The 23,426-nt window shown below is 47.1% G+C and carries 22 protein-coding genes and 2 pseudogenes; 7 read left to right on the top strand and 17 right to left on the bottom strand.

All coding sequences use genetic code 11. From position 1 onward, the window contains the following. Positions 1–2: 2 nt before the first annotated feature. The 4 genes from skT53_RS17025 to skT53_RS17010 all read right to left on the bottom strand — a co-directional run bounded on the left by skT53_RS17025 (position 3) and on the right by skT53_RS17010 (position 3,285). Positions 3–773, bottom strand: coding sequence for an urease accessory protein UreH domain-containing protein (locus skT53_RS17025; protein WP_200758971.1), 771 nt, complete (start codon positions 771–773; stop codon positions 3–5). A 69-nt stretch (positions 774–842) separates the two neighbouring features. Further along, entirely contained in the window at positions 843–1,091 is a 249-nt protein-coding gene (locus skT53_RS17020; RefSeq protein ID WP_200758970.1) for a hypothetical protein, read from the bottom strand. Positions 1,092–1,207: 116 nt separating this feature from the next. Then, positions 1,208–2,614: a HAMP domain-containing sensor histidine kinase gene (locus skT53_RS17015; RefSeq protein ID WP_200758969.1), complete on the bottom strand. Its 1,407-nt coding sequence runs from the start codon at positions 2,612–2,614 to the stop codon at positions 1,208–1,210. Further along, positions 2,611–3,285, bottom strand: coding sequence for a response regulator transcription factor (locus skT53_RS17010; RefSeq protein ID WP_200758968.1), 675 nt, complete (start codon positions 3,283–3,285; stop codon positions 2,611–2,613). Before skT53_RS17010 ends, skT53_RS17015 begins: the two co-directional genes overlap by 4 nt. 147 nt (positions 3,286–3,432) lie before the next feature. Here skT53_RS17010 and skT53_RS17005 point away from each other — a divergent pair, with 147 nt between their 5' ends. Next, entirely contained in the window at positions 3,433–5,139 is a 1,707-nt protein-coding gene (locus tag skT53_RS17005) for a multicopper oxidase family protein (RefSeq protein ID WP_404828899.1), read from the top strand. 228 nt (positions 5,140–5,367) lie between these two features. Here the strand turns inward: skT53_RS17005 and skT53_RS17000 are convergent, their stop codons facing one another. Both skT53_RS17000 and skT53_RS16995 read right to left on the bottom strand, forming a co-directional pair. Beyond that, positions 5,368–5,973: a DedA family protein gene (locus skT53_RS17000; protein WP_226375268.1), complete on the bottom strand. Its 606-nt coding sequence runs from the start codon at positions 5,971–5,973 to the stop codon at positions 5,368–5,370. A gap of 197 nt (positions 5,974–6,170) precedes the next feature. Beyond that, positions 6,171–6,377, bottom strand: coding sequence for a cold shock domain-containing protein (locus tag skT53_RS16995; RefSeq protein ID WP_200758966.1), 207 nt, complete (start codon positions 6,375–6,377; stop codon positions 6,171–6,173). A gap of 405 nt (positions 6,378–6,782) precedes the next feature. Between skT53_RS16995 and skT53_RS18665 the strand changes: the two genes are divergently transcribed. Together skT53_RS18665 and skT53_RS16990 are read left to right on the top strand one after the other, a co-directional pair. Next, complete coding sequence (locus skT53_RS18665; RefSeq protein WP_226375466.1) at positions 6,783–6,992, top strand: multicopper oxidase domain-containing protein; 210 nt, start codon at positions 6,783–6,785, stop codon at positions 6,990–6,992. Beyond that, positions 6,976–7,494 carry a multicopper oxidase domain-containing protein gene (locus skT53_RS16990; protein WP_226375267.1) on the top strand — a complete coding sequence of 173 codons (519 nt, stop codon included), beginning with the start codon at positions 6,976–6,978 and terminating at the stop codon, positions 7,492–7,494. Before skT53_RS18665 ends, skT53_RS16990 begins: the two co-directional genes overlap by 17 nt. Positions 7,495–7,688: 194 nt before the next feature. On the opposite strand, the gene skT53_RS18660 is transcribed toward skT53_RS16990, so the two are convergent. After that, entirely contained in the window at positions 7,689–7,829 is a 141-nt protein-coding gene (locus tag skT53_RS18660) for a four-helix bundle copper-binding protein (RefSeq protein WP_226375266.1), read from the bottom strand. Between the two features lie 785 nt (positions 7,830–8,614). Here skT53_RS18660 and skT53_RS16980 point away from each other — a divergent pair. From skT53_RS16980 to skT53_RS16970, 3 genes and pseudogenes are all read left to right on the top strand, one after another. After that, positions 8,615–9,034: a rhodanese-like domain-containing protein gene (locus tag skT53_RS16980; RefSeq protein WP_200758965.1), complete on the top strand. Its 420-nt coding sequence runs from the start codon at positions 8,615–8,617 to the stop codon at positions 9,032–9,034. Next, positions 9,007–9,444, top strand: a complete 438-nt coding sequence (locus tag skT53_RS16975; protein WP_200758964.1) for a zinc-ribbon domain-containing protein — start codon at positions 9,007–9,009, stop codon at positions 9,442–9,444. The genes skT53_RS16980 and skT53_RS16975 overlap by 28 nt, the downstream gene beginning before the upstream one ends. A gap of 14 nt (positions 9,445–9,458) precedes the next feature. Then, positions 9,459–9,653: pseudogene (locus skT53_RS16970) on the top strand (transposase); the annotation flags it as partial. Between the two features lie 102 nt (positions 9,654–9,755). Here skT53_RS16970 and skT53_RS16965 read toward each other — a convergent pair. The 9 genes from skT53_RS16965 to skT53_RS16925 all read right to left on the bottom strand — a co-directional run bounded on the left by skT53_RS16965 (position 9,756) and on the right by skT53_RS16925 (position 20,825). Then, positions 9,756–10,448 (bottom strand): DUF4247 domain-containing protein, encoded by a 693-nt coding sequence (locus skT53_RS16965; RefSeq protein WP_200758963.1) that lies wholly within the window; start codon positions 10,446–10,448, stop codon positions 9,756–9,758. A gap of 11 nt (positions 10,449–10,459) precedes the next feature. After that, positions 10,460–10,966 (bottom strand): DUF4178 domain-containing protein, encoded by a 507-nt coding sequence (locus tag skT53_RS16960; RefSeq protein WP_200758962.1) that lies wholly within the window; start codon positions 10,964–10,966, stop codon positions 10,460–10,462. A 23-nt stretch (positions 10,967–10,989) separates the two neighbouring features. Beyond that, positions 10,990–11,394: a DUF350 domain-containing protein gene (locus skT53_RS16955; RefSeq protein WP_200758961.1), complete on the bottom strand. Its 405-nt coding sequence runs from the start codon at positions 11,392–11,394 to the stop codon at positions 10,990–10,992. A gap of 67 nt (positions 11,395–11,461) precedes the next feature. Continuing rightward, positions 11,462–12,124: a PspA/IM30 family protein gene (locus tag skT53_RS16950; protein ID WP_200758960.1), complete on the bottom strand. Its 663-nt coding sequence runs from the start codon at positions 12,122–12,124 to the stop codon at positions 11,462–11,464. 679 nt (positions 12,125–12,803) lie between these two features. Further along, the gene (locus skT53_RS16945; protein WP_200758959.1) at positions 12,804–13,637 is read right to left on the bottom strand and encodes a M15 family metallopeptidase; all 834 of its coding nucleotides are present in this window, start codon (positions 13,635–13,637) and stop codon (positions 12,804–12,806) included. Between the two features lie 127 nt (positions 13,638–13,764). Further along, the gene (locus tag skT53_RS16940) at positions 13,765–13,986 is read right to left on the bottom strand and encodes a metal-sensing transcriptional repressor (RefSeq protein ID WP_226375465.1); all 222 of its coding nucleotides are present in this window, start codon (positions 13,984–13,986) and stop codon (positions 13,765–13,767) included. Between the two features lie 167 nt (positions 13,987–14,153). Then, complete coding sequence (locus skT53_RS16935) at positions 14,154–17,420, bottom strand: efflux RND transporter permease subunit (RefSeq protein ID WP_200758958.1); 3,267 nt, start codon at positions 17,418–17,420, stop codon at positions 14,154–14,156. Then, on the bottom strand, positions 17,420–18,631 hold the full coding sequence (locus skT53_RS16930; protein ID WP_200758957.1) for an efflux RND transporter periplasmic adaptor subunit: 1,212 nt from the start codon (positions 18,629–18,631) through the stop codon (positions 17,420–17,422). The genes skT53_RS16935 and skT53_RS16930 overlap by 1 nt, the downstream gene beginning before the upstream one ends. Positions 18,632–19,127: 496 nt before the next feature. Next, entirely contained in the window at positions 19,128–20,825 is a 1,698-nt protein-coding gene (locus skT53_RS16925) for a methyl-accepting chemotaxis protein (RefSeq protein ID WP_226375265.1), read from the bottom strand. A 962-nt stretch (positions 20,826–21,787) separates the two neighbouring features. Here skT53_RS16925 and skT53_RS16920 point away from each other — a divergent pair. Further along, a complete protein-coding gene (locus tag skT53_RS16920) occupies positions 21,788–22,597 on the top strand; it encodes a YitT family protein (RefSeq protein ID WP_404828968.1) in 810 nt (269 codons plus the stop codon). A 94-nt stretch (positions 22,598–22,691) separates the two neighbouring features. On the opposite strand, the pseudogene skT53_RS16915 reads toward skT53_RS16920, so the two are convergent. After that, positions 22,692–23,339 (bottom strand): annotated as a pseudogene (locus skT53_RS16915) (oxidoreductase); the annotation flags it as partial. Between the last annotated feature and the right edge of the window lie 87 nt (positions 23,340–23,426).

Below are 23,426 nucleotides of genomic sequence, written 5' to 3'. Positions count from 1 at the left end.
CCTCACAACATCCAGTATAAGAATGTATCATTAATCCCTACCAGAATAAAAATGATAGCCACCACTTTAACAACGATTCGATTGATTTTGCCCGCCTGTCTGACAAACTTCCTCTTTAGCGCATCGCCGCCTATCGCCAGGAAATAAGCCAGCAACAAGAGCGGAAGTGCGGTTCCAAGCGCGAACACCGCCGGAAATAGAACGCCCCCATTTGATTGAATACCCAATGGAACCAACAATCCAAAGAACAGTAAAAACAAAGTGGGACAAAAAGCAAGCGAAAATATGATCCCCAACAAGAGAGCTCCCCACGCCCCCTGTTTCGGCACTTTTTGCAGCAGCTTGTTTTTAATCCCTTCCCCCACCGTTTTCCGAAACGAAAAGACGCCGAGCATGACCAGTCCGCTCAGCACAAACAATGGTCCCATGCCTTTTCGGATCACGCCAATCACCGGAATCAAATTTTGGGAGATCACATTCATTTTGGTTCCAAGCAAGATTACGGTACCGCCGATCAATGTATAAGCCAGAATCTTGCCTATCACAAAAGCGAACGTTTGCCTGAACGTGGCCTGCTCATCCCCCGTATAACGCGCGATATAACCGATCGCGCCGATATTCGTTGAAATCTGGCAGGGCGCCGTCGCACCGGCCAATCCCAGCAGCAACGCAGCCAAAATCGGAATCGGAATTCCCCTTGAAATCTGCGCGATCGGGCCCACAATCGAGTTTGCAAATTGCGAATACCAGATATAGAAATCAGTCCATTTCATAATCGTTCAAATCCCCCGGTTATCGTAATGAAAAGCCCACACAAAAAAGTGTGGGTCGACTCAACGAAGTTATTTTGAATTGTTGTTCATACCCGGCATTTTGCTGTGATCCATACCTGGCATATTATTGTTGTTCATGCCCGGCATATTGTTCATGTCCTGTTGTTTTTGTTGTGGTTGATTGGTCGCGGGTGAGTTGTTCGAATTCTGCTGCTGATTCTGGTTGTTCGTAGCAGGTGTTTTTCCGGAACAAGCAGTCAGAGCTCCTGCCACAACAAAAACAAGCAGAATCGAGAAAATTCCTTTTCCTTTTCTCATATAATGAACCTCCTGTACTTCAGATTAGGGTTTATTTAAAATCATTGCTCGCGACAATTAGGATAAAATAAAATTGTGCATTTTTTGTGAAGATCAAGAGAAATAATCTCGCGATCTTAATCTTTCGGCAATCTGACAGTAAACACACTGCCTTTACCCAATTGACTGTCTACTTCGATTGTCCCGTTATGCAACTCCACAATTCGTTTGCTGATCGACAACCCCAATCCGGCTCCGCCATATTCGCGTGAACGGGATTTTTCCACCCGATAAAACCGCTGCCAAATCTGCTTCAACGCTTCAGGCGGAATGCCGTTTCCCGTATCCCGTACTGTAATTTCGACTTCGTGCGGCAAATCAGCCATTTCCACCTCAACACGACCGCCAGCAAGTGTATATTTTCGGGCATTGTCAAGCAGGTTGAAAATGACCTGCCGAATCCGCATCGCATCCGCAAAAATAATCGACTCTTTTTTATCCGGATATGTCGCAGTCAGCGCCACCTTCGAATCGGCAAAACCGTTCTGCATTTCATTGACCACCTGCTTGACAAGCTGGATCAGATCCGTTTTCTGCTTATGGACCCGGTAGTTCACCTGATCCAGTTGAATCAGTTCAAATAGTTCGTTTGTCAGTTGGTAAAGCCGATTTGTCGCATCCTGAATGAATCCTATATATTTGCTCCGCTCGTTTTCATCATCAATCACGCCTTTACTCAGAACATCCGCATATCCTTTGATGTACGTGATGGGAGTCCGCAGTTCATGTGACACTTCCGCCAAGAATTCCTGCCGCTCCGTCCGATAATGCTTTAACTCGTCCGCCAACTCCAAAAGCGAGCGGTTTAATTCCGCAATTTCGTCTTTCCCTTTTATCGTCAGGGACAACTGGTAGGAGTTATGCGTCAATCGCTGTACGGCATTTTTCATATTGACGAGCGGCCGGGTAATTCCCTTTGCAATTACAAAGATCAGCAAAGCAGAGGCAAGCAAAGCCGCCAATGTGATGCCAAACAAAACCTGCTGCATGGATTGAACGGCAGAACGAATCGGTTCGGTTGGCGTGAACATCACTACCGTAGCCACTGTTTTATCGTCTAAGACGGCGGGCGATTTGGCAACCAAATAGGGGTTGTTGATCCAATCCGCTGCGACCAATTCATACGAACCTTTCTTTCCATTTTGAATCGGTTGCAGATAAGGGCGTTTCGCATCTGTAACCGGTTGCGATTGTGCGATAACGGCACCAGCAGCATCGACTACCGCTACAGAACTGACGGAATACTTTTCCATCATCTCCACATGATGCAGTGTTTCGGGCGTAAAATCCTGACTTAAAACGGAAGCATAGGAATGGCCTCTGTGTATCAATTCATTAACAACCTGCTGGAAATAAAATTTCAGAATCAGAGGATAGAGGACCAGCCCGAGAACCAGAATCAAAATCAGGAAGAGAGCAAAAAAGAGGAGTCCTAATTTATGGTGGACATGATATACATGCGGCAGCAACAGTCTGTTTTTCATTTCAGTTTATAGCCCACTCCCCACACCGTTTTGATAAAATCGGCTCCTCCAGCACTTTTCAGTTTCGATCGCAAATTACGAATGTGAGAATCCACCGTTCGATTGTCCCCTTCAAAATCAAATCCCCACACATTTTCAATCATCTGCTCCCGGCTCAAAACTTGTCCTACATGTTTCATCATAAATTTTAACAACTCGAACTCATGGGCGGTCAATAAAACAACTTGATTACGATAAACGACTTCATAAGATTTCTCGTTCAGCGTCAGATCCTTATAACGAAGGATCGGATCCTGCTCAGCTTGTTGGGATCGAGCGCGTCGCAACAACGCTTTAATGCGGGCGATCAGCTCCGCTTCTTCAAACGGTTTCGACAGATAATCATCCGCCCCTTTTTCAAATCCTTCCACCTTATCTTCCAATTGGTTGCGGGCTGTCAGCATAATGATCGGGATCTGACTGAAGCGTCGAATTTGTTGGCACAATTCAAGACCATCCATCTCCGGCATCATCCAGTCCACGATCATCAGATCGTACGCATTTTCCAGCAACTGCGACAGCGCTTCCTTGCCGCTAGCCGCCAAAACCGTTTCAAATCCGTTTTGAACTAGATAAAATTGGATCAATTCTCGCATCGGTTGTTCGTCATCGACAATCAGTATACGTGCCATCGATCAACTCTCCACCCATTAGATTACTGACTGGCTTTTATGTTAACAGATTTTTTAAAGGTTCTGCACAATTTTTGCATACTTTCTCCTTATCATGTGTTTGATGGGTAAAACCAATTAACCAGATCAATCAGAAAGGGGATCGTTATGAACAAAAAGAAACCGATTATTTATACGATTGTGGCCGTCTTGGTCCTTGCAGTCGTTGCCATCTATTTCGGTAACAAACAAGTACAGTCGGCCAAAATGGCGGGCATGGGCGGCAGTATGACCACGCCTGGATTGCAGAACGTTTCCACAAAGCCGCCGTTTGACGTTTTGACCGGCAACAAATTTACGCTGACAGCGAAACCGGCCAAATTGCAAATCGACGGTCAGACAACAAAAGACGTATGGACGTTTAACGGAACTGTTCCTGGACCGCAAATCAGGGTCAAACAAGGGGAACAGATTCAAGTCGTTCTGAAAAACGAGTTAAGCGTGCCAGTGACCATCCACTGGCACGGTGTGCCTGTCCCCAATAGTCAGGACGGAATTCCAGGCGTGACCATGAACGCGGTGCAGCCGGGACAAAGCTTTACGTATCAATTCAAGGCGGACGTACCGGGCACCTACTGGTACCACTCACATCAGGACTCTCTGAACCAGGTGGACATGGGCCTGTACGGCTCGTTTATTGTCGAGCCGAAAAACGAACCGAAAGTGGACCGCGACTACACAGTTGTACTTGATGAGTGGATGCCGGGCAATGGCATGCCGGGAATGAGCCACGGCGGAATGAACATGGGAACCTCCCAGTCAGGCTCCAACGATTCAAAAGGTAGCACTAACATGGGCGGCATGAACATGGATCACAGCAATATGAACATGGGTGGTAACTCCCAATCAGGCATGAATATGAACAGCGGCGGTTCCACTGCAAAAGGCGGTCATGGCGGCATGAACATGGGGGGCATGGACATGAGCGGCATGAGCGATTCCGAAATGATGCCCCTGATGTATACCATTTACACGGCGAACGGCAAGTCGGGCTCTGCCATTCAACCGTTGCAAGTGAAAAAAGGCGATAAAGTCCGAATCCGTCTGATCAACGCCGGATACATTTCACATCCGCTGCACCTGCAGGGTCACGATTTTAAAATCGTATCCACCGACGGGCAGCCGGTCAACAATCCTCCCTTGGTGGGCGGGCAATTGTTGAACATTGCACCAGGCGAACGGTATGACATCGAATTTACCGCCGATAACCCCGGTAACTGGTTGTTGGAAGAACACAGCAAAAACCCGGGCGCAAAAGGATTGGCGATTCCGATTATGTATGAAGGCGTAAGCGGACAACAAGCAAAGCCTGATAATACAGAAATTCCAGTCTTGGACATTACCAAATACGGAGAAGCAAGCAAAGGTCAATTCAGTCTGAACGACAAATTTGACGTCGAGTACAATATGGAACTAAACACTGCTACGGGGCCGAACGGAATGAAATTTACGATTAACGGAAAAACATTCCCGGACGCTCCACCCGTCAATGTAAAAGAGGGGGATCTGGTCAAAGTGACATTGGTCAATAAATCACCGAAAGACATTCACCCGATGCACTTGCACGGTCACTTCTTCCAGGTGTTGAGCAAAAACGGCCAACCGGTGACAGGCGCTCCGTTAATGAAAGACACGCTTAACGTGCTGCCGGGCGAAGAGTACGTGATCGCGTTTAAAGCAGACAACCCCGGCGACTGGATGTTCCACTGTCATGATCTCGGCCATGCGGCAAACGGCATGGTAACAGAAGTCAAGTATTCAGGATACAAACCTAATTTTACAGTCGATCCCAACGCGGGCAATATCCCGGAATAAATGATGACAAACAACCGCCTTTGCGCGCAGGCACCTGCGACAAAGGCGGCTTTTTTATATCTGATACCCCGAGTCATTTGAGATTCACCGAAACGGCTATAAATAAGACCTTGCGGCCCAATCCCTTCTTCTTCAACAATGTAAGAGCGTTTCTAAAACGCCACAAACAGTCCGAACGTTAGACCAGTCACAATTCAGGCAAACCAAATGGCTGTTTCCGAATAAAAATTATCCGGCACGTCGTTTTTTTAACCGCCTTTGTATTCTCCATCCGACCATGGCCAGAGCCACCACAACAATCACAATCCCCCAAGTGAATTTCCGGACAATTCCCGCAACAATACGCCAATCTTCTTGCAAGTGGATGCCCAGTGGAATAAAAGTGAACACCCAAATCAGCGCCCCTGGGAAAGCATAAAGAAATAATGTACCGTAAGACCACTTGCTGATTCCCGCAGACAACGAAGTGATATGACGAATGCCAGGGAAAAAGTAACCGAAGGTGACCGTGAATTTGCCAAAGCGACTGAACCACCGCTCGGCTTTCTCAAGTTTCTCCGGGGTCAAATGAATTCTCCGGCCATACTTCTCAAGAAGGGGAAAGCCAAACCGATATCCGATAAAATAGCTGAGGGATATCCCAATCATGCTTCCGGAAAGCGCAACCAGCACTGTGGGAACAAATCGGAGTTCACCTTTCGAAACCATAAAACCGGCAAACAGCATCAACAACTCGTCTGGCAAAGGAAGTCCGACAATGCCAAGAATGAGAGCCGCAAATAATCCGATATATCCATAGTCAGCAAAGAAACGCAATAGCAGGTCTTGGATCAAATGATTGTCCTCCATCGCCTGGATGTGTCATACCTGAATCCCCAAAATAAAAGGGATCCTTCAAATGATGGTTTTCGAAAGATCTCCTGCAATTGTAAAGGAAGACAGAAAATGATTGTATGGCTCTTTTCATAAAATAAATACCTTGTTTTCCATTTGCGCTTTGACCCTTGTCATCTCTGACACCATCAGTTGGATTAGATTGGCCATAAATTCACAAGGTTGACAGCAAATTTCCCCTTCTTACTCTGTTGCAACTCGAACTCAATCTTTTGGCCTTCGTCAAGCTGACGCATTCCGCTTTTCTTCACTTCCCGCAGATGAACAAACACATCATCGCCACTATTTGAACGTATGAATCCGTATCCCTTGTCTGGACAGAACCATTTTACTATTCCCTTCATATTCGCGTTCGCTCCTTCCCATCGCATCCGAACATGTATACGTCTCAGTGTGTAAAATATTTTTTATTATAGAATCACTATATGTAGAAATTATGAAGACTCGTGTGAATTCACAATATATTCACTACAGATTCACAGTAATTATGCCGATCTTTTCGGGTCTTTGTTTGTTCGGTCAGCCAACGTAGCGTTCTCCCGGATCAACGCAAAAGGGTACTGTATGGGATCACTGTTTTTCGTGCAAATTTATGTGCGAACAAATGATCAAAAAATGGATAAAAACATGGCGGGTATGGATATGAATCAGGATCAGAACCAGAACCAGAAAAAATAATGTACTCGCCCACACTCAATGTGTGAGTTTAGATTTGATGCCCAAGTAAGAAAGGGAGTTCCGAAGGAGATATCATACGAGTTATCCTAAAAAACAGTTTACCGGAAGAGACTGCAATTCACTGGCACGGTTTGCATGTTCCGAACAAGATGGATGGTGTGCCTTCCTTCACGCAGAATGCAATCAAACCCGGTGAGACGTTTACATATAAATTTATTGCTAAGACATATATGTATCATTCGCACTTTAGGAGTATTCCACAGATTGACAAGGAGTTATAGGGGCCTTCTGATCATCGATCCGCAAAATGAAACCCAGCGGTTGAAACACGACCGGGAGTATATCATGTTATTTGGGGGATGGAACATTCCAAACCAGCCCGCTGGACAACGAACAGGTCAAGAACGAATGCCTAGCATGTCAAAGGGACAACTCGATCCGCTGAAAAAGAAAGGCGATATTCGCAGTATGATCGAACACAGTATGGAAAACAAAGATCCCCAGAAACCTCCGTTAGGCGGCATGAATATGCCCTCGAAGCAGCCTGGTGAAAATGCAGGAAGCTCAATCTCGGGAATGAATTACAATTATTGGACCATCAACGGAAAGTCTTTCCCGGATACGACTCCCTTTGAAGTGAAAGAAGGGGAACTGGTTCGGATCCGTCTGGCCAATATCAGTAATGGCATCCATCCTATGCACCTGCACAGGCCTGATTTTCGAATGATTGCAAAGGACGGGCATGCTTTGAAAAATCCACTAATTGTAAATACAGCTCGGTGAATCCGGGGGAAACCTATGATATTGACTTTATTGCCGACATCCAGGCTAGTGGGTGTTCCACTGCCACGAACCCCATCATACGACAAACACCGATGTAGAGCCGGGAGGGCTGATGGTAGTGGTTAAATATGTGAAATGAGTGAGCGACGAACTGCGAAATATAAGGCAGAGCGTAACTTCTAAGGGGTTCCGTTTTAGGGTTCAATACACATATTGTAATGAAAATGGCGTGCAAACCGGTGACAGTTTTGGCACGCCATTTTACGGCATTCTTCCGCACACCGCCGACACGCCTCCGCACAGCTTTGGCAAGTCGAATTGTCTGTTTGCCACATTCAACCGCATAGGCATCGCAGATGGTTGCGCAAAGTTGGCAGACCTGTTTCGCAAAGCGACTGTGTCTTGACATGAACTGGGTCGACAACTGGCAGATGTCAGCGCAATCCCGGCAGAGTTCAACACAGGCGCTAAAGTGGGAAGCATTCGGCAACAGGACGTAGCGCATTTTTCACATTCGGTGAGGCACGCTCTACATGCCTCAATTCAGGCCTGATACTTTTCAGTGGAAACCATGGTCATTTCGGGGGTTATGTTCTCACATTCCTTTCTGTAATTGGGTACGTTGTACAGAATTCCTATGTTTGACCAAGGTGATAGTGTTAAGAAATCATTTTTGATCATAGAATCTTCATATTTGTTTATTATACTGAAACTAAAGCATTCCGTTACTAAATAGTCCAAATCGAAATGTGAGGCGGTGAGATTCTTGAAACCGAAAAATCAATTTGTCTCCAAGATGGCGCTTGTTTTGTCATGGTTTTCTTGTCTGGCATGACTTGCCCCCCTATTGATTTTGCCGCTCGGTCTGAGTGGTATAGCATTTGCTACGACAGCATTTTTCTTTCAATATCAATATTGGTTTTTGGGGCTTTCGATCGGATCTCTTCTTCTGGCGTATATGATGGCGTGGAAATCAAAATCGTGGAAACGGAAGTCCGGCTTGGTAACGCTCATACTGTCAACGATTATGACATTATTTTCGATTGGTTATCTTGCCTATGCAAATGGGGTATTCAGGGGATAAAGCCTCGCCCATAATAGATGGAAGGAGTGGAAGACCGTGAAACGCAGTGCAGTGATTCTTGGATTGGTTGTGGTTCTTGGTGGAGGGGCAATCGTCGGGTGGAATCAATGGTCGAGTTCACAGGAAGCGAAGTCTGTTTCCGGGGAAGGATATGCGATGGTGACCTCTGCTGAGTTGGTTCCCTTAGTGAATCAAAAGAAGGACATGCAAATCATCGACCTTCGTGAGCCATTCCTGTATGCAAAGGGTCATATTCCAGGTGCTATCAATATACCGTTTCAAGATTTCGAGAAACGCATAAACGAAGTTTCCTCGAACAAGCCAGTCGTCTTTGTTTGCCACACAGGACCGATGGGCGATGTGGCCAGTCAGATGCTGGTGCAACGAGGGGGTCAGAATGTCTCCAATCTGAAAGGCGGAATGGCGGCATGGAATGGACCGCTCACAACAAACTGATTGAACATGCCGAATTCAAAAGATCCCAAGAAAGATATGTTAAACGAATCAAACACAAGGAGATACTAAATTGTATTAAAAACACTTATCATAATGTGAGAGAAGAGGTGCTAGCAATATCAGATTTTTCCCGTCATTTAGTTGGTCATGGAGGTCATAATTACGGACACGATAATGATCATTATCGAGAACCCGATTATGCGCCGCCCCAACCACCTGCTTCCATCCCGAAAACGGGTTCGACCATTATCTGTCCAAATTGCGGGGAAGAAAATGGTTCGACTCATAAGTTTTGTTACAACTGCGGTTCAAATCTTCAACCGCAACCGGCAACCTGCCCCAACTGCAATGCATCTGTACCGAAAGATGCTACCTTTTGTCCAAATTGTGGCTATAAGTTGAAAAGTTGAGGAAAAGGCGCAAGATCCGGCTCAGAGGCCCTAAACGGGGGCGTCCGTCAAGAAACGAAGAGGCAAAGGAACTGAAACGGATTGCCTATCAAGATGCAACGAAGAGAAATGCCATAGAAGGCAAGTTTGGCGAGGAAAAGCGCAAATATGGACTCAACCGGATCCGGGCACGCCTCGCACAAACGAGCTTTACCGTGGTTGCACTCCAAGTATGGGTCAAGAAACCTGTAGACCTTGTTCCTTGCGGAACTTTGTCTACAGGCTGGACCTCTCCGATAAACACGGAGAGGTCGGTTGCTTCAAGTTGTCCCCTATCTTCTTTTTGTGATTTTCCCAAATCCCCCTACCCTGGTTTTCGGGGGTGAGTTGTTGCGCGGAACAGTTGTACTCGGGGATTTTTTCAAAACATTCCCGTCTGCTCCAATTGATATTCCGGATCCGCTCAGCTTGTCGCTACGCTTGATGATTGATCCACCTCGTTCGACCGTGATCGGAGGAATTGCTTTTTTCTCCTGTGTTGTAGGCGAGCGATAGTCAACGTTTGGCTTGTAAATGTCTTTACTTGTGTATCCACGGTACGTCCCCGGATACCGATTCCAGGAATCAAACAGATTACTTAGAACGCTTCCAACAATGTACCCCTCCAGGAAGGATGGGGCGTAATTCTGGCGGACGAATTCCTTGCTGTCGACCTCAATCAGCGTATCGCTTGGTTTCTGGGGGTCTTTCTGCAGATGGTACCACTCATCCGGGTACACAAGAAACATCCGATCAGGATCTTCTTTGGAAATCTCCTGCGGCTTCCGTTGTTCTGCAAGTTCCTGCGCCACTTGCGGGACCGTCTTGTTCTCGGCGCGGTAAACCCGGGAAGCTTCCGCCCCATTTTGCGTGACCGATTCCAATGGATATGAGGCGCTGACCGGTTGGCTTCCGCATCCGCTAAGAAGGGAGACCGATAGGGCGAAGGCAACCAATAACTTCAGATATTTAGACAGCCGCTGCATGATGACACCCCCTAGCTTCCACGTAGGACCTGCACGTCTGCAGGAAGCACCGACTCTCCTTCGTATAACATGGACCGACCATCTTGCCACTCGATACGCAGCAGCTTGCGATCATCCGACTGAAACTGCCAAACGTACTGCTCTCCCCCATTTGAAAAAGGGGTCCTCCCCACCACCGTTACATTCCCGGAATACTGTTCCTCCAGGTGGTAAGCGGTACCCTCCATCTCAATCGTTGTGGGCACTTCGTTGAAGGAGTCCAAACGGCCGTCAATCGGGCTGTACAAAGCAAAAGATGTTCGTTCCCGCTCTTCTATACTCAAATACCGAATGCTATTCCCGTCCTGTAAAGTCAGAAAAACCGAATTGCGATGCGTATTCCGGGTACGGCCGGTGATCTGGTAAGTTATCAGGGAAACTTCGATCACATCGCCAGGTCCCACCGTCAGGATGTTTTTCTCAGACTTTGGCGGTTCCGGTTGTTTCAGGATATTTTTGATGCGATTGAACAGACTCACAATCCGTTCTCCCTTCCTTTGACTTACAAGGTGGCCGCCAGAATGGAGGCACCCGCAACATGCAACGATCCTGCGAAAAGCGCATAGGCCACTTTTCCTTTCTGCGTACCCTGGTCAAGATCCAGCGACACACCCTTTTTCAGCGCAAAACGAACGGCCATTTCAACAATAAATAAAATCACAAATGAGACCGCCGAAGCCAGCAGCGCTTGCCACAAGTCATTCGATTTGGCAATCGAATGTGACAGAATATACCCTTGCGCAAACAGCTTCATCACGAACCGGGTCGTTACAGCCACATTCCCGTTGCGAATCTCCGCAATATCTTTGTACTTTGTGAACAGGGAATCGATCGACATCAGAATGAACAACAGCAGAGCTCCGGCGGCTGTCCAAACAAACATGGCCTGCACATTAATCCAAGTCAAGCAAGATTCCTCCCCCGCCTTCATTCAACCCAGTAGAAAAGGAGAACCGCCGCAAGCGGTTTGCCCCTTATTCGTATTTCTTCATCAACTCGGCCAACTCGTCCTCAACTTGCTTGTCTTTGCTCAGCTTGGTGAATTCTTCGTCGAGCGATTTTTCTGTCTTATAGATTTCACCGCTGGCCTCCGCTTCCGCTTCCATCTGGAGGACCTTTTCCTCCATCCGCTTCAGGCCCGCCATTGCGGTGTCCGAGCCAAGTCCCGCCATTGCTTTGTTGATGTCTTTTTGCGCTTTGGCCGCATTGGCCCGCGCCACCAGCGTTTCCCGTTTGTTTTTCAGCTCCGTAATCTGCTTGCGCATATCTTCCAGCTTCCCGCGCAGATTGTCGGCCGCCATTCTGTTTTGTTCATAGCTCAGCTTGTATTCGTTCATTTTCCGTTCGGCAGTTTTTTTCTCTTCCAAGGCGCGCCGGGCAAGATCGACATTTTTCGCCTGTGCCGCCAGATGCGCCTGCTCATCGCGTTTCTTGACCAATGCTTCCTGCTCTTCAAACAACTGCTTAAATTTCTTTTCCAAAGCGATTTGCGCAGCCACCGCTTTTTCCGCTTCTTCCAAATCATCCTGCATGTCACGCAGATACTGATCGGTCATTTTCACCGGATCTTCCGCTTTTTCAATCAAGGCATACACATTAGACAATGTCAGATCCCGCAAACGTTTAAACAATGACATCGTAGTTCCTCCTTCAAATCGAAATTAGTGAAAATCTGTCCCCACAATCACATTCTAATAAAAAATTATGAAGAACCAATGAAGTAAGTTGGATCGTTAATAAAAAACTTATATACGACTTATAAAGAAGTTATGAAATCCCTCATCCCCGATCTTCCCCTATCAGCGCTATGTTTCTTCACTAAGAGTAAAGAAATTGACTGAATTCTTATGAGTCAAACCTTAGAAAATCATAAGAGTTGAAAATACGGATAAAAAAGTAACCCTTGCAGGATAAAGGCAAAATTTGTGAAACCTTCTTTAGGCGGTTTGCCTCTTTGATTTAACTGGCAAGAGTACGGGTTCCTTTCCACAACAAATGCAACATCATTGCAATGTATAGCACATACCTAACCAATTGGAGAATAGTGGGGGCAGCCATATAACCGGTAAAAGCGTGCAGCAGCTTGCCTGGCAGACTTTCATCGGGAATACATCCGCTAAAATCCCATGCGGTTTGGTCAAGCAGCAAAATCCACCCAAGCTCTTGTAGAGACATTGTTACATGGGACAGACATAAAAGCGCAGTTGCTGCGTCCCTCTTTCCGGCAAGCTGAGTCGCTGCAAATTTCCTACATCCTCTATCGACCAAAAAAGCTGACGGAAGCTTACACCCGGCAGCTTTCAATTATTGATTCTGTCAATTCGAAACCATCGCTTTGTGATCGTAATATTCTTCCAAAGTCAAACCTTTCGAAGTCAATTCCTTGGCCAACTGCGTCCCCACATAACGAATGTGCCACGGCTCATAATTATACCCGGTGATCGATTCTTTTCCTTTCGGGTACCGGATAATGAATCCGTAATCAGCCGCGTGGTCGGCCAACCATTTGGCTTCCGGCGTATTGGCGAAACAGTCCTCTGCCGCACATGTACCTTTGGTGTCGGAAAGATCCATAGCGAGTCCCGTCTCATGCTCGCTATGGCCTGGTTCAGCGCTGTATTTACGTGCCAATTCTTGACCTTGCACACTGATGTAATAATTAAACAGCGTTTTTTGCGTTTGATACGAACGGTAGCCGGAAACTCCCGCTAAATGGATCCCTTCGTTCTTAGCGTCCGCCACCAACTTCTCAAGTGCTTCTGCCGCTACCTTTCGCATCAATCGTCTATCGTCTTTCTCCGTAAAAATAAACGGGATCTTCGGTTCGACCAAGTCGGGCGGATTGTAATCGTCAGGCAATTTTACCTGCTTGTTTACCAATACGGCAATATCGTCCGGCTTGGCGGCGATTTCCACCCCATTTTCAAGATGAACAATTTGGTGATCTGCCCCCCCCTGCTTCTCCTCCTGCGTCGAACCTTGCTTTGCGGTAGAGGAGTCGTTTGTCGGCAGGTTGGCTGAGTAAACCGCTTGTGCCGTGGTTTCCGGGGAGGGGACCGGAACTGCTTTCTTGTTGCTGCATCCGACCAGTAAAATCATTGCTCCGAGAACGGATACAGATGTGAGAGTGACAAACCGAATTTTGCGCATAAATTCCTTCTCGATTTTCATAGTAATGTAAGCATGTAAATTATAGCACTTTATTGTTGAAATTTATATGTGAAAACGACCAATGACTAATGAAACATAGGAAGCCTCTCTTTCTGAATTTTGGGGATCACCGACTTTTAACCAACAGATCGACCGCTTCCTTGATGACATGATCCGGCACATGTCCCTGCTCAATCTCAAGCCGGACGCACTCTTCCAGATTGCTTGCCACCATCAGCCCTACAGTACCATCCACGGCGGAACGGATAGCGGTCGGTTGGGTGACCACTTCCCGGCAGTTTTTCTCCCGCTCCATCATGCTGATGACGCCACGCACCTGACCTTCAATACGTCACAGACGATTTTTCATTGGATTCGTATATTCCATGTTCTACACCCTTTTAGTCTATTTTTCCGCTCCATACCCCATCCGGTATAACTTTGCAAAACAGCAACATCAGGTGATCGTGCTCCCCCTGGTATTTAATGCGACCCTCCGGTATGATTTCACCCAAATTAAGCCCCAAGGTCCGGTCCGGAACGAGAGACCTCCGCCACTGCTTCCCGTTTCGCTCCGCGCCTTTCCCGTCTGCTTTCGACTGCGTAAAATAGAACCGGTACAACGAATAAGGTCAATCCGGTAGCCGCGACCGTTCCAAACATCATGGAAATAGCCAATCCCTGAAAAATCGGATCAAACAGAATCACGAACGAGCCTGCCACAACGGCGGCTGCCGTCAAAACGATCGGCTTTGCCCGAACCACACCCGCTTCCATCACCGCTTCCGCCAGAGTGGCTCCTTCTTCCCGGCGGCGAATGGAAAATTCCACAAGCAAAATCGAATTGCGAACAATAATTCCAGCCAGCGCAATCACACCGATCATCGAGGTAGCCGTAAAGAATGCGCCGAATATCCAATGACCCGGTATGACCCCGATTAACGTCAACGGAATGGGTGACATAATGACCAGCGGTTTGATAAACGATTGAAACCAACCGACAATCAGCAGGTACATAACCACCATTGCAACCGCAAACGCAGCTCCCAAATCACGAAATACTTCATAAGTGATCTGCCATTCTCCATCCCACTTCATTTTGACTCCGTTTTCCAGCCACGGCTGATGCGTCAAATACTGCTCCACTTTTACACCGTTTGCGGTTTTGATGTTGGCGATGCGGTTCCACATATCAGCCATCGAATAGGCAGGACTTTCCGTTCCCCCCGCTACATCCCCGAATACATACACAACCGGTTGCAGATTCTTGCGGTATAACGTCTGCTCCGCCGCCCCCTGTTTGATGGTGGCAATTTCCCTTAACGGAATCAGTTTTCCGGTCGGCGTCGGGATCTGAATGTTTTGCAGATCGGTCAGGCTGGAACGTTTGTCGCGCGGCGGCTGTAGCTTGATCACAACCGGTTCCAGTTCGTTTGGCGGGTGCAGCAACCCCACTTCCGTTCCGTCAAGCATCGTCTGCAAGGTTTGCACGACTTGCTGGTCAGTAATCCCGTTTAGACGTGCCTTTTCATTGATTACAAACCGATATTCCGTCTGCTGGGATTCGATCGACGTGTCCACGTCAACGACCCCTTTTGTATCTTTAAAAATCTGCTCGGCCTGTTGCGCGGCCGCCATCTGCTGCTGCCGGTCATTTCCGTAAATTTCAAGCACAATCGTCGACATAACAGGCGGCCCTGGCGGCACCTCCACCACTTTCACGTTTGCGCCATAAGCGGAACCTATCTTTTGAACCTCGGGCCGGATCCGTTTGGCAATCTCATGGCTTTGCTGTTTTCTTTCCTTTTTATCGACAAGGTTGACCTGAATATCAGCCTGATTGGCCTTGTCGCGCAGAAAATAATGACGCACCAGACCGTTAAAATTAAATGGCGAGGCCGTTCCGACATATATCTGATAATCGCTTACCTCATTGACCGTCGACAGATATTCCCCGATCGCTTTTGTAGCTGCCGCCGTCTTTTCCAGCGTGCTTCCTTCCGGCATATCAACCACGACTTGAAATTCGCTCTTGTTGTCAAACGGCATCATCTTCATCGGAACCGCTTTTGTATAGAAAAACAGCATCGACACAAGCATCAGCCCGGTCACACCAAATACGAACAGGTACCTCTTTTTTCGATTGTGCAAAAGTTTCGAAATGGTTCTGATGTATCCAACCACCCACCGGCTCTGTTTTCCCGCTTCGTTGGATACGAAGGAAGCGCCGTGCGGTACACTTTTCTTCAGAAACCGCAAAGCAAACCAAGGTGTTACAATAAACGCCACCAGCAAGGAGAAAAACATCGCCACCGAAGCGTTGATCGGAATCGGTGACATATAAGGCCCCATCATACCGCCGACAAACGCCATAGGCATCAAAGTGGCGATTACTGTAAAGGTCGCCAGAATGGTCGGGTTGCCCACTTCATCGACCGCACGCACGGCTGCTTCCCAGGGAGGCAGTTTCCCGACTGTAAACCAGCGGTGAATGTTTTCCACCACGACAATCGCATCGTCCACCAGGATACCGATTGCAAAAATCAACGCAAATAACGTGACACGATTGAGCGTATATCCGTACATGTAACTTAGGAATAAAGCTAGTGCCAGCGTCACCGGCACGGCAATTCCGACAACAAACGATTCACGGATGCCAAGCACGACCCCGATCAGCAGAATGACAGAGACAGTAGCAATCAGAAGATGCTCGATCAGCTCATTCGATTTTTCGGCTGCGGTAGCGCCATAATCGCGCGTAATCGTTACCTGCACATCATCCGGTATGACTTTCCCTTTCAAATCCTGCACTTTCCGCTCCACGTCATTGGCAATCCAGACCGCATTCGTGCCTGGTTTTTTGGAAACCGCAATGGTGACTGCCGGAAACATACTCCCCGCTGGTTGCGTGATCCCTTTTTTTGGTGCCTGCTGTCCGGTGCCGAACAACACGTAATTGTCTGTCTCGGCGGGGCCATCGATTATATTCGTCACATCTTTCAGAAACACGGGACGGTTTTGATAGACGCCCACAACCAGATTCGTAACTTCATCCGCATCAGCCAAATAAGTCCCGGCCTGGACTTTAAACTGCTCATTATTGTGGGCAAATTCTCCGGCAGGCAGGGAAACGTTTGAATGTTTCAAAGTCTCTGCAAGCGATAGCGGAGAGATTCCATAAGCGGACAATTTGTTCGGATCCAATTGCACCCGAACCTGCCGTTGCTTGCCGCCAATCAACTGGACCTTTGAGACATTTTGGATTTTGCTGATTTCGTCGGCGATGACGGCTGTCATCCTGCGCAGCGCATAATCGTCCTGCTTTCCGCTCCATACCGTCAATGATAAGATCGGCACATCATCAACCGTCTTCGGTTTGACCAGTGGCTGAAGTACGCCGGGCGGAAATTGGTCCTGATTGGATATGAGCTTGTTGTATAACCGAACCAGCGACTGATCGAGATTCGATCCGACTTTAAACCGTGCCGTAACCATGGCGATACCGGGTGATGTTGTGGAATACACATATTCCACACCGTCAACTTCCCATAATTTTTTCTCAATCGGTTTTGTCACCCGGTCTTCGACATCTTGCGCCGTAGCGCCGGGATACGGAATGAACACGTCAACCATCGGAACTGAAATTTGCGGTTCTTCTTCTTTCGGCGTATTCATTACGGCAAATATGCCAAGCAGCAAAGAAGCCACCACAAGCAACGGCGTAAGTTTTGATTTGATAAACAGTTTGGCCAGCCGTCCTGATAACCCCATATTTTTGCCCATCAGTTAGTCACCTCAACTCCGTCGGCTAACCGGTCTGTTCCTTCTATCACAATTTGGTCTTGCGGATTGAGGCCGCTCAACACCTCAATTCGGTCGCCTTGCTGTTTACCCAATGAAACATAGCGCAGATGAGCTTTGTTCTTCGAATCAACTACATACACTCCCGTAAACTGTGACCATTTCACAATCGACGAAACCGGGACCATCATCACGTTTGAAGTCCCGTCGGGAAAAATTACCTTGCCAAACATGCCCGGAACCACCCGGTCATCCTTCGGAATCTGAATTTTGACGGTAAATGTCCGGCTGGCCGGATCCACCCGCGGTGTTATTTCTGTCACTTCTCCGGTCAACTCGCTTTGCAACGCATCGATCGTGACAGGCACCTTGTCGCCTGTTCGAATCGATTTCGCCAACCTTTCATCCGCATAGACCTCCAGCAGATAGGGCTCTTTCTCGATCACAATCAACGGGGAGCCAGGTGACGCCATATCTCCCGTTTCAACCAGTTTGTTGGTGACAACTCCATCAAACGGCGCCGTGATGGTTGCCTGGTTTAAATTGTCCACAGCCGCTCCATAGGAAGCTTGCGCCTGATCCATTTTGGCGGAAACGGCCTGCTGCATAGCCTGTTCTGCTTTTAAAGCAGCCTGCGCCTGATCCAGTTGCGCCTGTGCCTGTTGATAAGCCATTTGCGTGTCTTCAAAATCTTGCTTGCTTACAGCCCCGTTTTGATAAAGATTCAGCATTCGCCGATAAGAGGACTCTACATTTTGAAATTTGGCTTCCGCTGACTGAACGTTCGCCATCGCCTGTTTGACCGACTGCTCACTTTGACTCTTGGCTGCAACCGCTTCCTGTACAGCCGCTTCGGCCAAATTTGAGTAAGCGCCTACTTGTGCGGAATCCAGCAAAATCAAGGGATCCCCTTTTTTGACGCGGTCCCCTTTGGCAACCAGGATTTGTTTTACGGATGCCAAAATACGGCTTGCCACCTTTGCCTCTTTGTCAGCCACAATCGTCCCCGGCAATGTAACACCGTTTTTGGCAGCAACTTTCTGCGCTTCCTCCCACTTGATCCCGGAAACTTTTTGTGTTACCGGCTCTGTCATTCCGGGCGCTATTTTCGAAGAAAAAGCACCTGTCAGAACGGCCAGAAAAACCCCTATGGGTATTACGAGGAACAAAAAAATTTTTTTTGCAAATGCCACACAAATCCCTCCCGCCATATACCTATAGGGGTAAGTTTACGACCTAATCTGTTTATCTGTCAAGAAATAGATATTTTGAACTGACATAGCACTCCTCCGCCTCACGCAAATCAGATCCCCCTACTGAGCAGTGGTCAAAAACAACTAAACGATGGACCATCATCCAGTAAGAACACCAGGAATCCGGCGAATCCAAAACAGACAAACCCCGAATGCGGTTTTTGACCCAGATGGATGCAATCCATCCAATCCGGGTGGAGGGGATTGTGAATCCCTCAATTTGACGGAATAATCTTTTGAAACAGGATAAAGAAAACTTGGCTTTCGCCGAGCCTTTGGCGCAGGCGGAAGCAAAGTTCCACCCACCAAAGTGGCAAGCACTTTGGTGGGACCCTCTTGCACTTATGTCGATAGGATAAAGTTTATTAATTCCTATCGACTAAAAGCAAGCCGCCTGCGCAAATGCACAGGCGGCCTCTTATCGTCAAGCTTACTGTTACACTCTGAATCTGCTGACATGCTGCTGCAGTTCGCCTGCCATCTTGGCAAGAGCTGCGGCAGAAGCTGTAATTTCCTGCATCGATGCCAATTGTTCTTCTGCGGCAGCCGAAACATTTTGGGTGCCTGCCGCAGTCGCCTCTGAAACTTCCGAGATCTGGTCGATGGAACGGACCACTTGGGTGGCTCTTTGTGACATCTGTTGCGTAGCTGCGGAAACCTCCTGAATCTGTCCTGTCACGTCGTTAACAGAATTTTGAATTCGGTTGAATGACTCTTCGGCCGAGTTCACAATTCCTATGCCGACCGCCACTTCTTTCGTTGTCGACTCCATAGAATCAACCGCCTTCCCAGTCTCTACCTGGATGGTGCTGATCAAATCGGTAATCTGATGAGCCGACTCAGCAGACTGTTCCGCCAGTTTACGCACTTCATCCGCTACGACCGCAAATCCGCGTCCATGTTCACCGGCTCTTGCCGCCTCAATCGCAGCATTTAAAGCCAACAGGTTGGTCTGTTCCGCAATGCCGGTAATCACTTCCACAATATTTCCGATTTCTTTTGATCGATCACCCAGCTCTCGGATGACCTGCGCCAAATTATTAACCGTATTGCTGATTAGATGCATCTGGTCAATCGCAGATTTGATGGATTGCCGTCCCTCTGTAGAGGCTTTCGAAGCATGTTCCGCGGTTGCCGCCACCCGCTGTGCATTGACCGAAATCTGCTCAATCCCGGCAGACAGATCGGCCATCGCCTTCACACTGTGATCCACATTTACCGCTTGCGTTTCCGTTCCGACTGTCACTTCCGAAATGATGGCTGTGATCTGTTCCGTCGCTTTACTTGTCTGTTCCGCACTGGCCGTCAATTGTTCGGTGGAAGCAGCCACTTGCTCTGAACTTTCGCCCACTTGGCGAATCAAAAAGCGAAGACTCGACAACATTTTGTTAAAGGAAGCAGCCAGATCGCCCAATTCATCTTTCGTCTTGATCTCCAGCTGTTTGGTAAGATCCCCTTCTCCTTCCGCAATATCTCTCAATTGCCGGTTCACTAATCCGATCGGACGGACAATCGTTGCGAATAAGAAGATGATCGAGGTGATTCCGAAAACAACAGCAATCCCGCTGACAACGAAAATAATCGTCTTCGCCTGCTGGGTTTGATTTTTACTGTTATTCCAGGCATCGTTCGTCAGTTTCTGAACGTCCGCCTGGATTTTGGCATATACATCGCGAAAGTTGTCCATTTCCACTTTGCCATCGTTGATTTTCGCCCTTGCTTCCTCAATTTTACCTGTTTTTACAAGGTTAATCTGACTTTCAAAATAGTTTTGTATCTGTTGAATATGAGGAAGTGCCTGATTTTCCATCAAATCTTTCATGATCGGATGTGCAGCTTCATGTTTACGAATGGTATCCAGGTCTTTTTGCAGTTGGGCTTTTCCCGCATTATACGGTTCCAGAAAACTTTCCTGTCCGGTTACCAGATAACCGCGTACGCCCGTTTCCTCGTTTATAAGATCTGTCAATATGTTTGAAGCGGCATCACCGATCGGGATCGTATCAAGTACGATCGCATCGTTTTCCTGTCCGACCCGATTAAATCCGATATAACTGGCGACTCCTGTAATAATGAGCAATAACACCATAACGGAACTGCTTAGTGCGAGCTTTGTTCGAATTGTGAACCGCATCAAAGTTCCTCCTCTTTTAGTTGAAAAATATAGCAAACATAAAAAGACCTTGATTGGTCTTTGCATAGAAAGTCCCCTCGTGATAAGCGGCTGACTTATTGAAACAGAACGTACCAACCGTTTAACTCCACCGCGTATTCTACTGAGGGTAATTTTACCATTTAAATTTATTTTAGCCTTATAATAACTGATTGAGTCAACCATCCCAACCTGTCAAAATGTGACGATTCACCAATAATTTCATCGGTTTATGTCGAATTAGTACGATTTTTTAGCCTATCCATCGGCTGCAAACTGGCACCTTTGACCGCATACGATCCTTTCTCATAAAAGAGTTCGATCACTTCCAAGACACCTTCGGTTTGAATCGGTTCTGCCTGAATGGCGATAAACGTCGCCCCTCCCCGAAATTATTCAAACTGTTCAAATTAATTTGGTTATATCAGAAATTATGGAAATAAATTCTTACCTGTCCTCCAATTTGAGGTCTGTACCAACTAAAAAATGTTTGGTAATTAAGGTATGGGTCAATCAACATTTTGGAAAGGACTGGTAGAGGGTAATATAAATGGAATTACGACAAAATGTCTAACATTTTATACAATTACTTATTATTATTGGTTAAAGTGGACTTCATCGTACTTTTCATAAAATGGAAAGAACACGTCTTTTTGCAAACAAAACTGTGGCTCAGAGAGGTAATCCCGATTTTTTCACAGCAGCATACCCGGCACTTCATTTCGGTTAGTGTATACTTATTAAGAGAAAGTATTTTTTATAGTTACTTTCTTTTTTATGTTATCGGGAAAAATAGCATCCAGCGTTTTCCGAGTCACTTGCTAAAACTTCATGGATGAGGAGGAGCAATGGGAGAACTGCAAACGGAAGTACGCACAGAATTTCAAACGGGAATCAGTCATAAAAAACTTAACAAAATCCAAATTGCGAAACGGGCATTTTTCATGTTCTTGGGAGCCGTTCTGGTTTCAGTAGGTTTGGAGATTTTTTTGGTCCCCAATCACATTATTGATGGCGGCATTACCGGCATATCGATTATTCTGGCTCACCTGACGGGAGCCCAGTTAGGTCTGTTTCTGTTTCTCCTCAATTTACCCTTCCTGTTTATCGGCTACAAACAAATTGGCAAAACATTTGCCATCTCCACCCTATTTGCCGTTGCCGTCATGTCTGTCGGCACAACATTACTGATACCTGTGCCTGTCTTAACTCAAGACCTGCTCCTATCTGCCGTATTTGGCGGCATTATATTGGGCACCGGAGTAGGGTTAGTGATTCGGTATGGCGGTTCGTTGGATGGAACAGAAATCGTGGCCATTTTATTGAATAAGAAAACGCCTTTCTCTGTTGGAGAGGTAGTTATGTTTTTAAATATTTTCATTCTTGCCAGCGCCGGGTTTGTATTCGGATGGGACAGAGCGATGTATTCCCTCATCGCTTACTATATTGCGTTCAAAATGATTGACATCACCTTGGAAGGAATTGATCAATCCAAATCGGTATGGATCATCAGCGATAAGCATAGCGATATAGGTGATGCCTTGTTAGCACGTCTCGGTCGAGGAGTCACCTATTTAAATGGTGAAGGCGGCTACTCTGGGGATGACAAGAAAGTGATTTTCTGCGTGATTACCCGATTAGAAGAGGCAAAACTAAAATCCATTGTGGAGGAAGTCGATCCTTCTGCTTTCCTTGCGATTGGCAATATCCATGACGTAAAGGGAGGAAGATTTAAAAAGAAAGATATTCACTAACAAAACGCTCAGCATATCTGCAGCCCCCCAAAAATAAAAAGTCGCCGTACCTTACTTAAAGGCGGCGATCCTAAATTATCCTGTTTATGTAGCTTTAAACCAGTGTACCTAAATGGACTTTCGGATTATACTCCACTAACGGTTCTCCATTCTCAATCCGGGACAAGAAACCAGGGTTCGAGATCAATGGCCGTCCAAAAGCGGCCACATCAATAATTCCTTCATTTAATGCACGCTCTGCCGTATCTGCATCCAGGTTCCCAACACCCACGATGGCGCCGTTCCAGTATCTGCGCACCAACTGATGCAAGGTCTTTCCTTCAGCGATTACTTGCGTAAAATTCATCGTTGACGGATGGATCATCTTCACACCGACTTCCCGAAACGCTTCCATAAATGTCCGAATCGCCTCGTCAGGATTCCCCCACATGTAGTCCGGATACCCTACCTTTAATGCCGAAAAGCGGATCAAGGTACGGTCGGCACCAATCGCATCGATGACGGCAGCCAATACTTCTTTCATGAAAGTAAGACGCTGAACCAAGTCCCCGTCGTAGCGGTCAGTTCGTTTATTAGTGATATCGGAGTTGAACTGGTCAATCAAATAGCCGTGCGCACCGTGAATCTCTACTCCATCGAAACCAGCAGTCATAGCGTTTTTCGCAGCCTGCGCATATTGACGTATCACTTCCTGAATCTCTTCTATCGACATTTCTTCTGGCATGTCATAGGGTTGCAAGTAATGCAACCGTAAAGACACTGCAGATTGTCCTTGCTAGATACTGTCTGATCTCTCTCCCCTTTCTGGGCCACGATACTGTTGTTGCAT

Source organism: Effusibacillus dendaii, from assembly GCF_015097055.1.
Lineage (GTDB): Bacteria > Bacillota > Bacilli > Tumebacillales > Effusibacillaceae > Effusibacillus > Effusibacillus dendaii.
The sequence above is the reverse complement of the archived record's forward strand: the minus strand, read 5'-3'. Positions and strand labels throughout refer to the sequence as shown.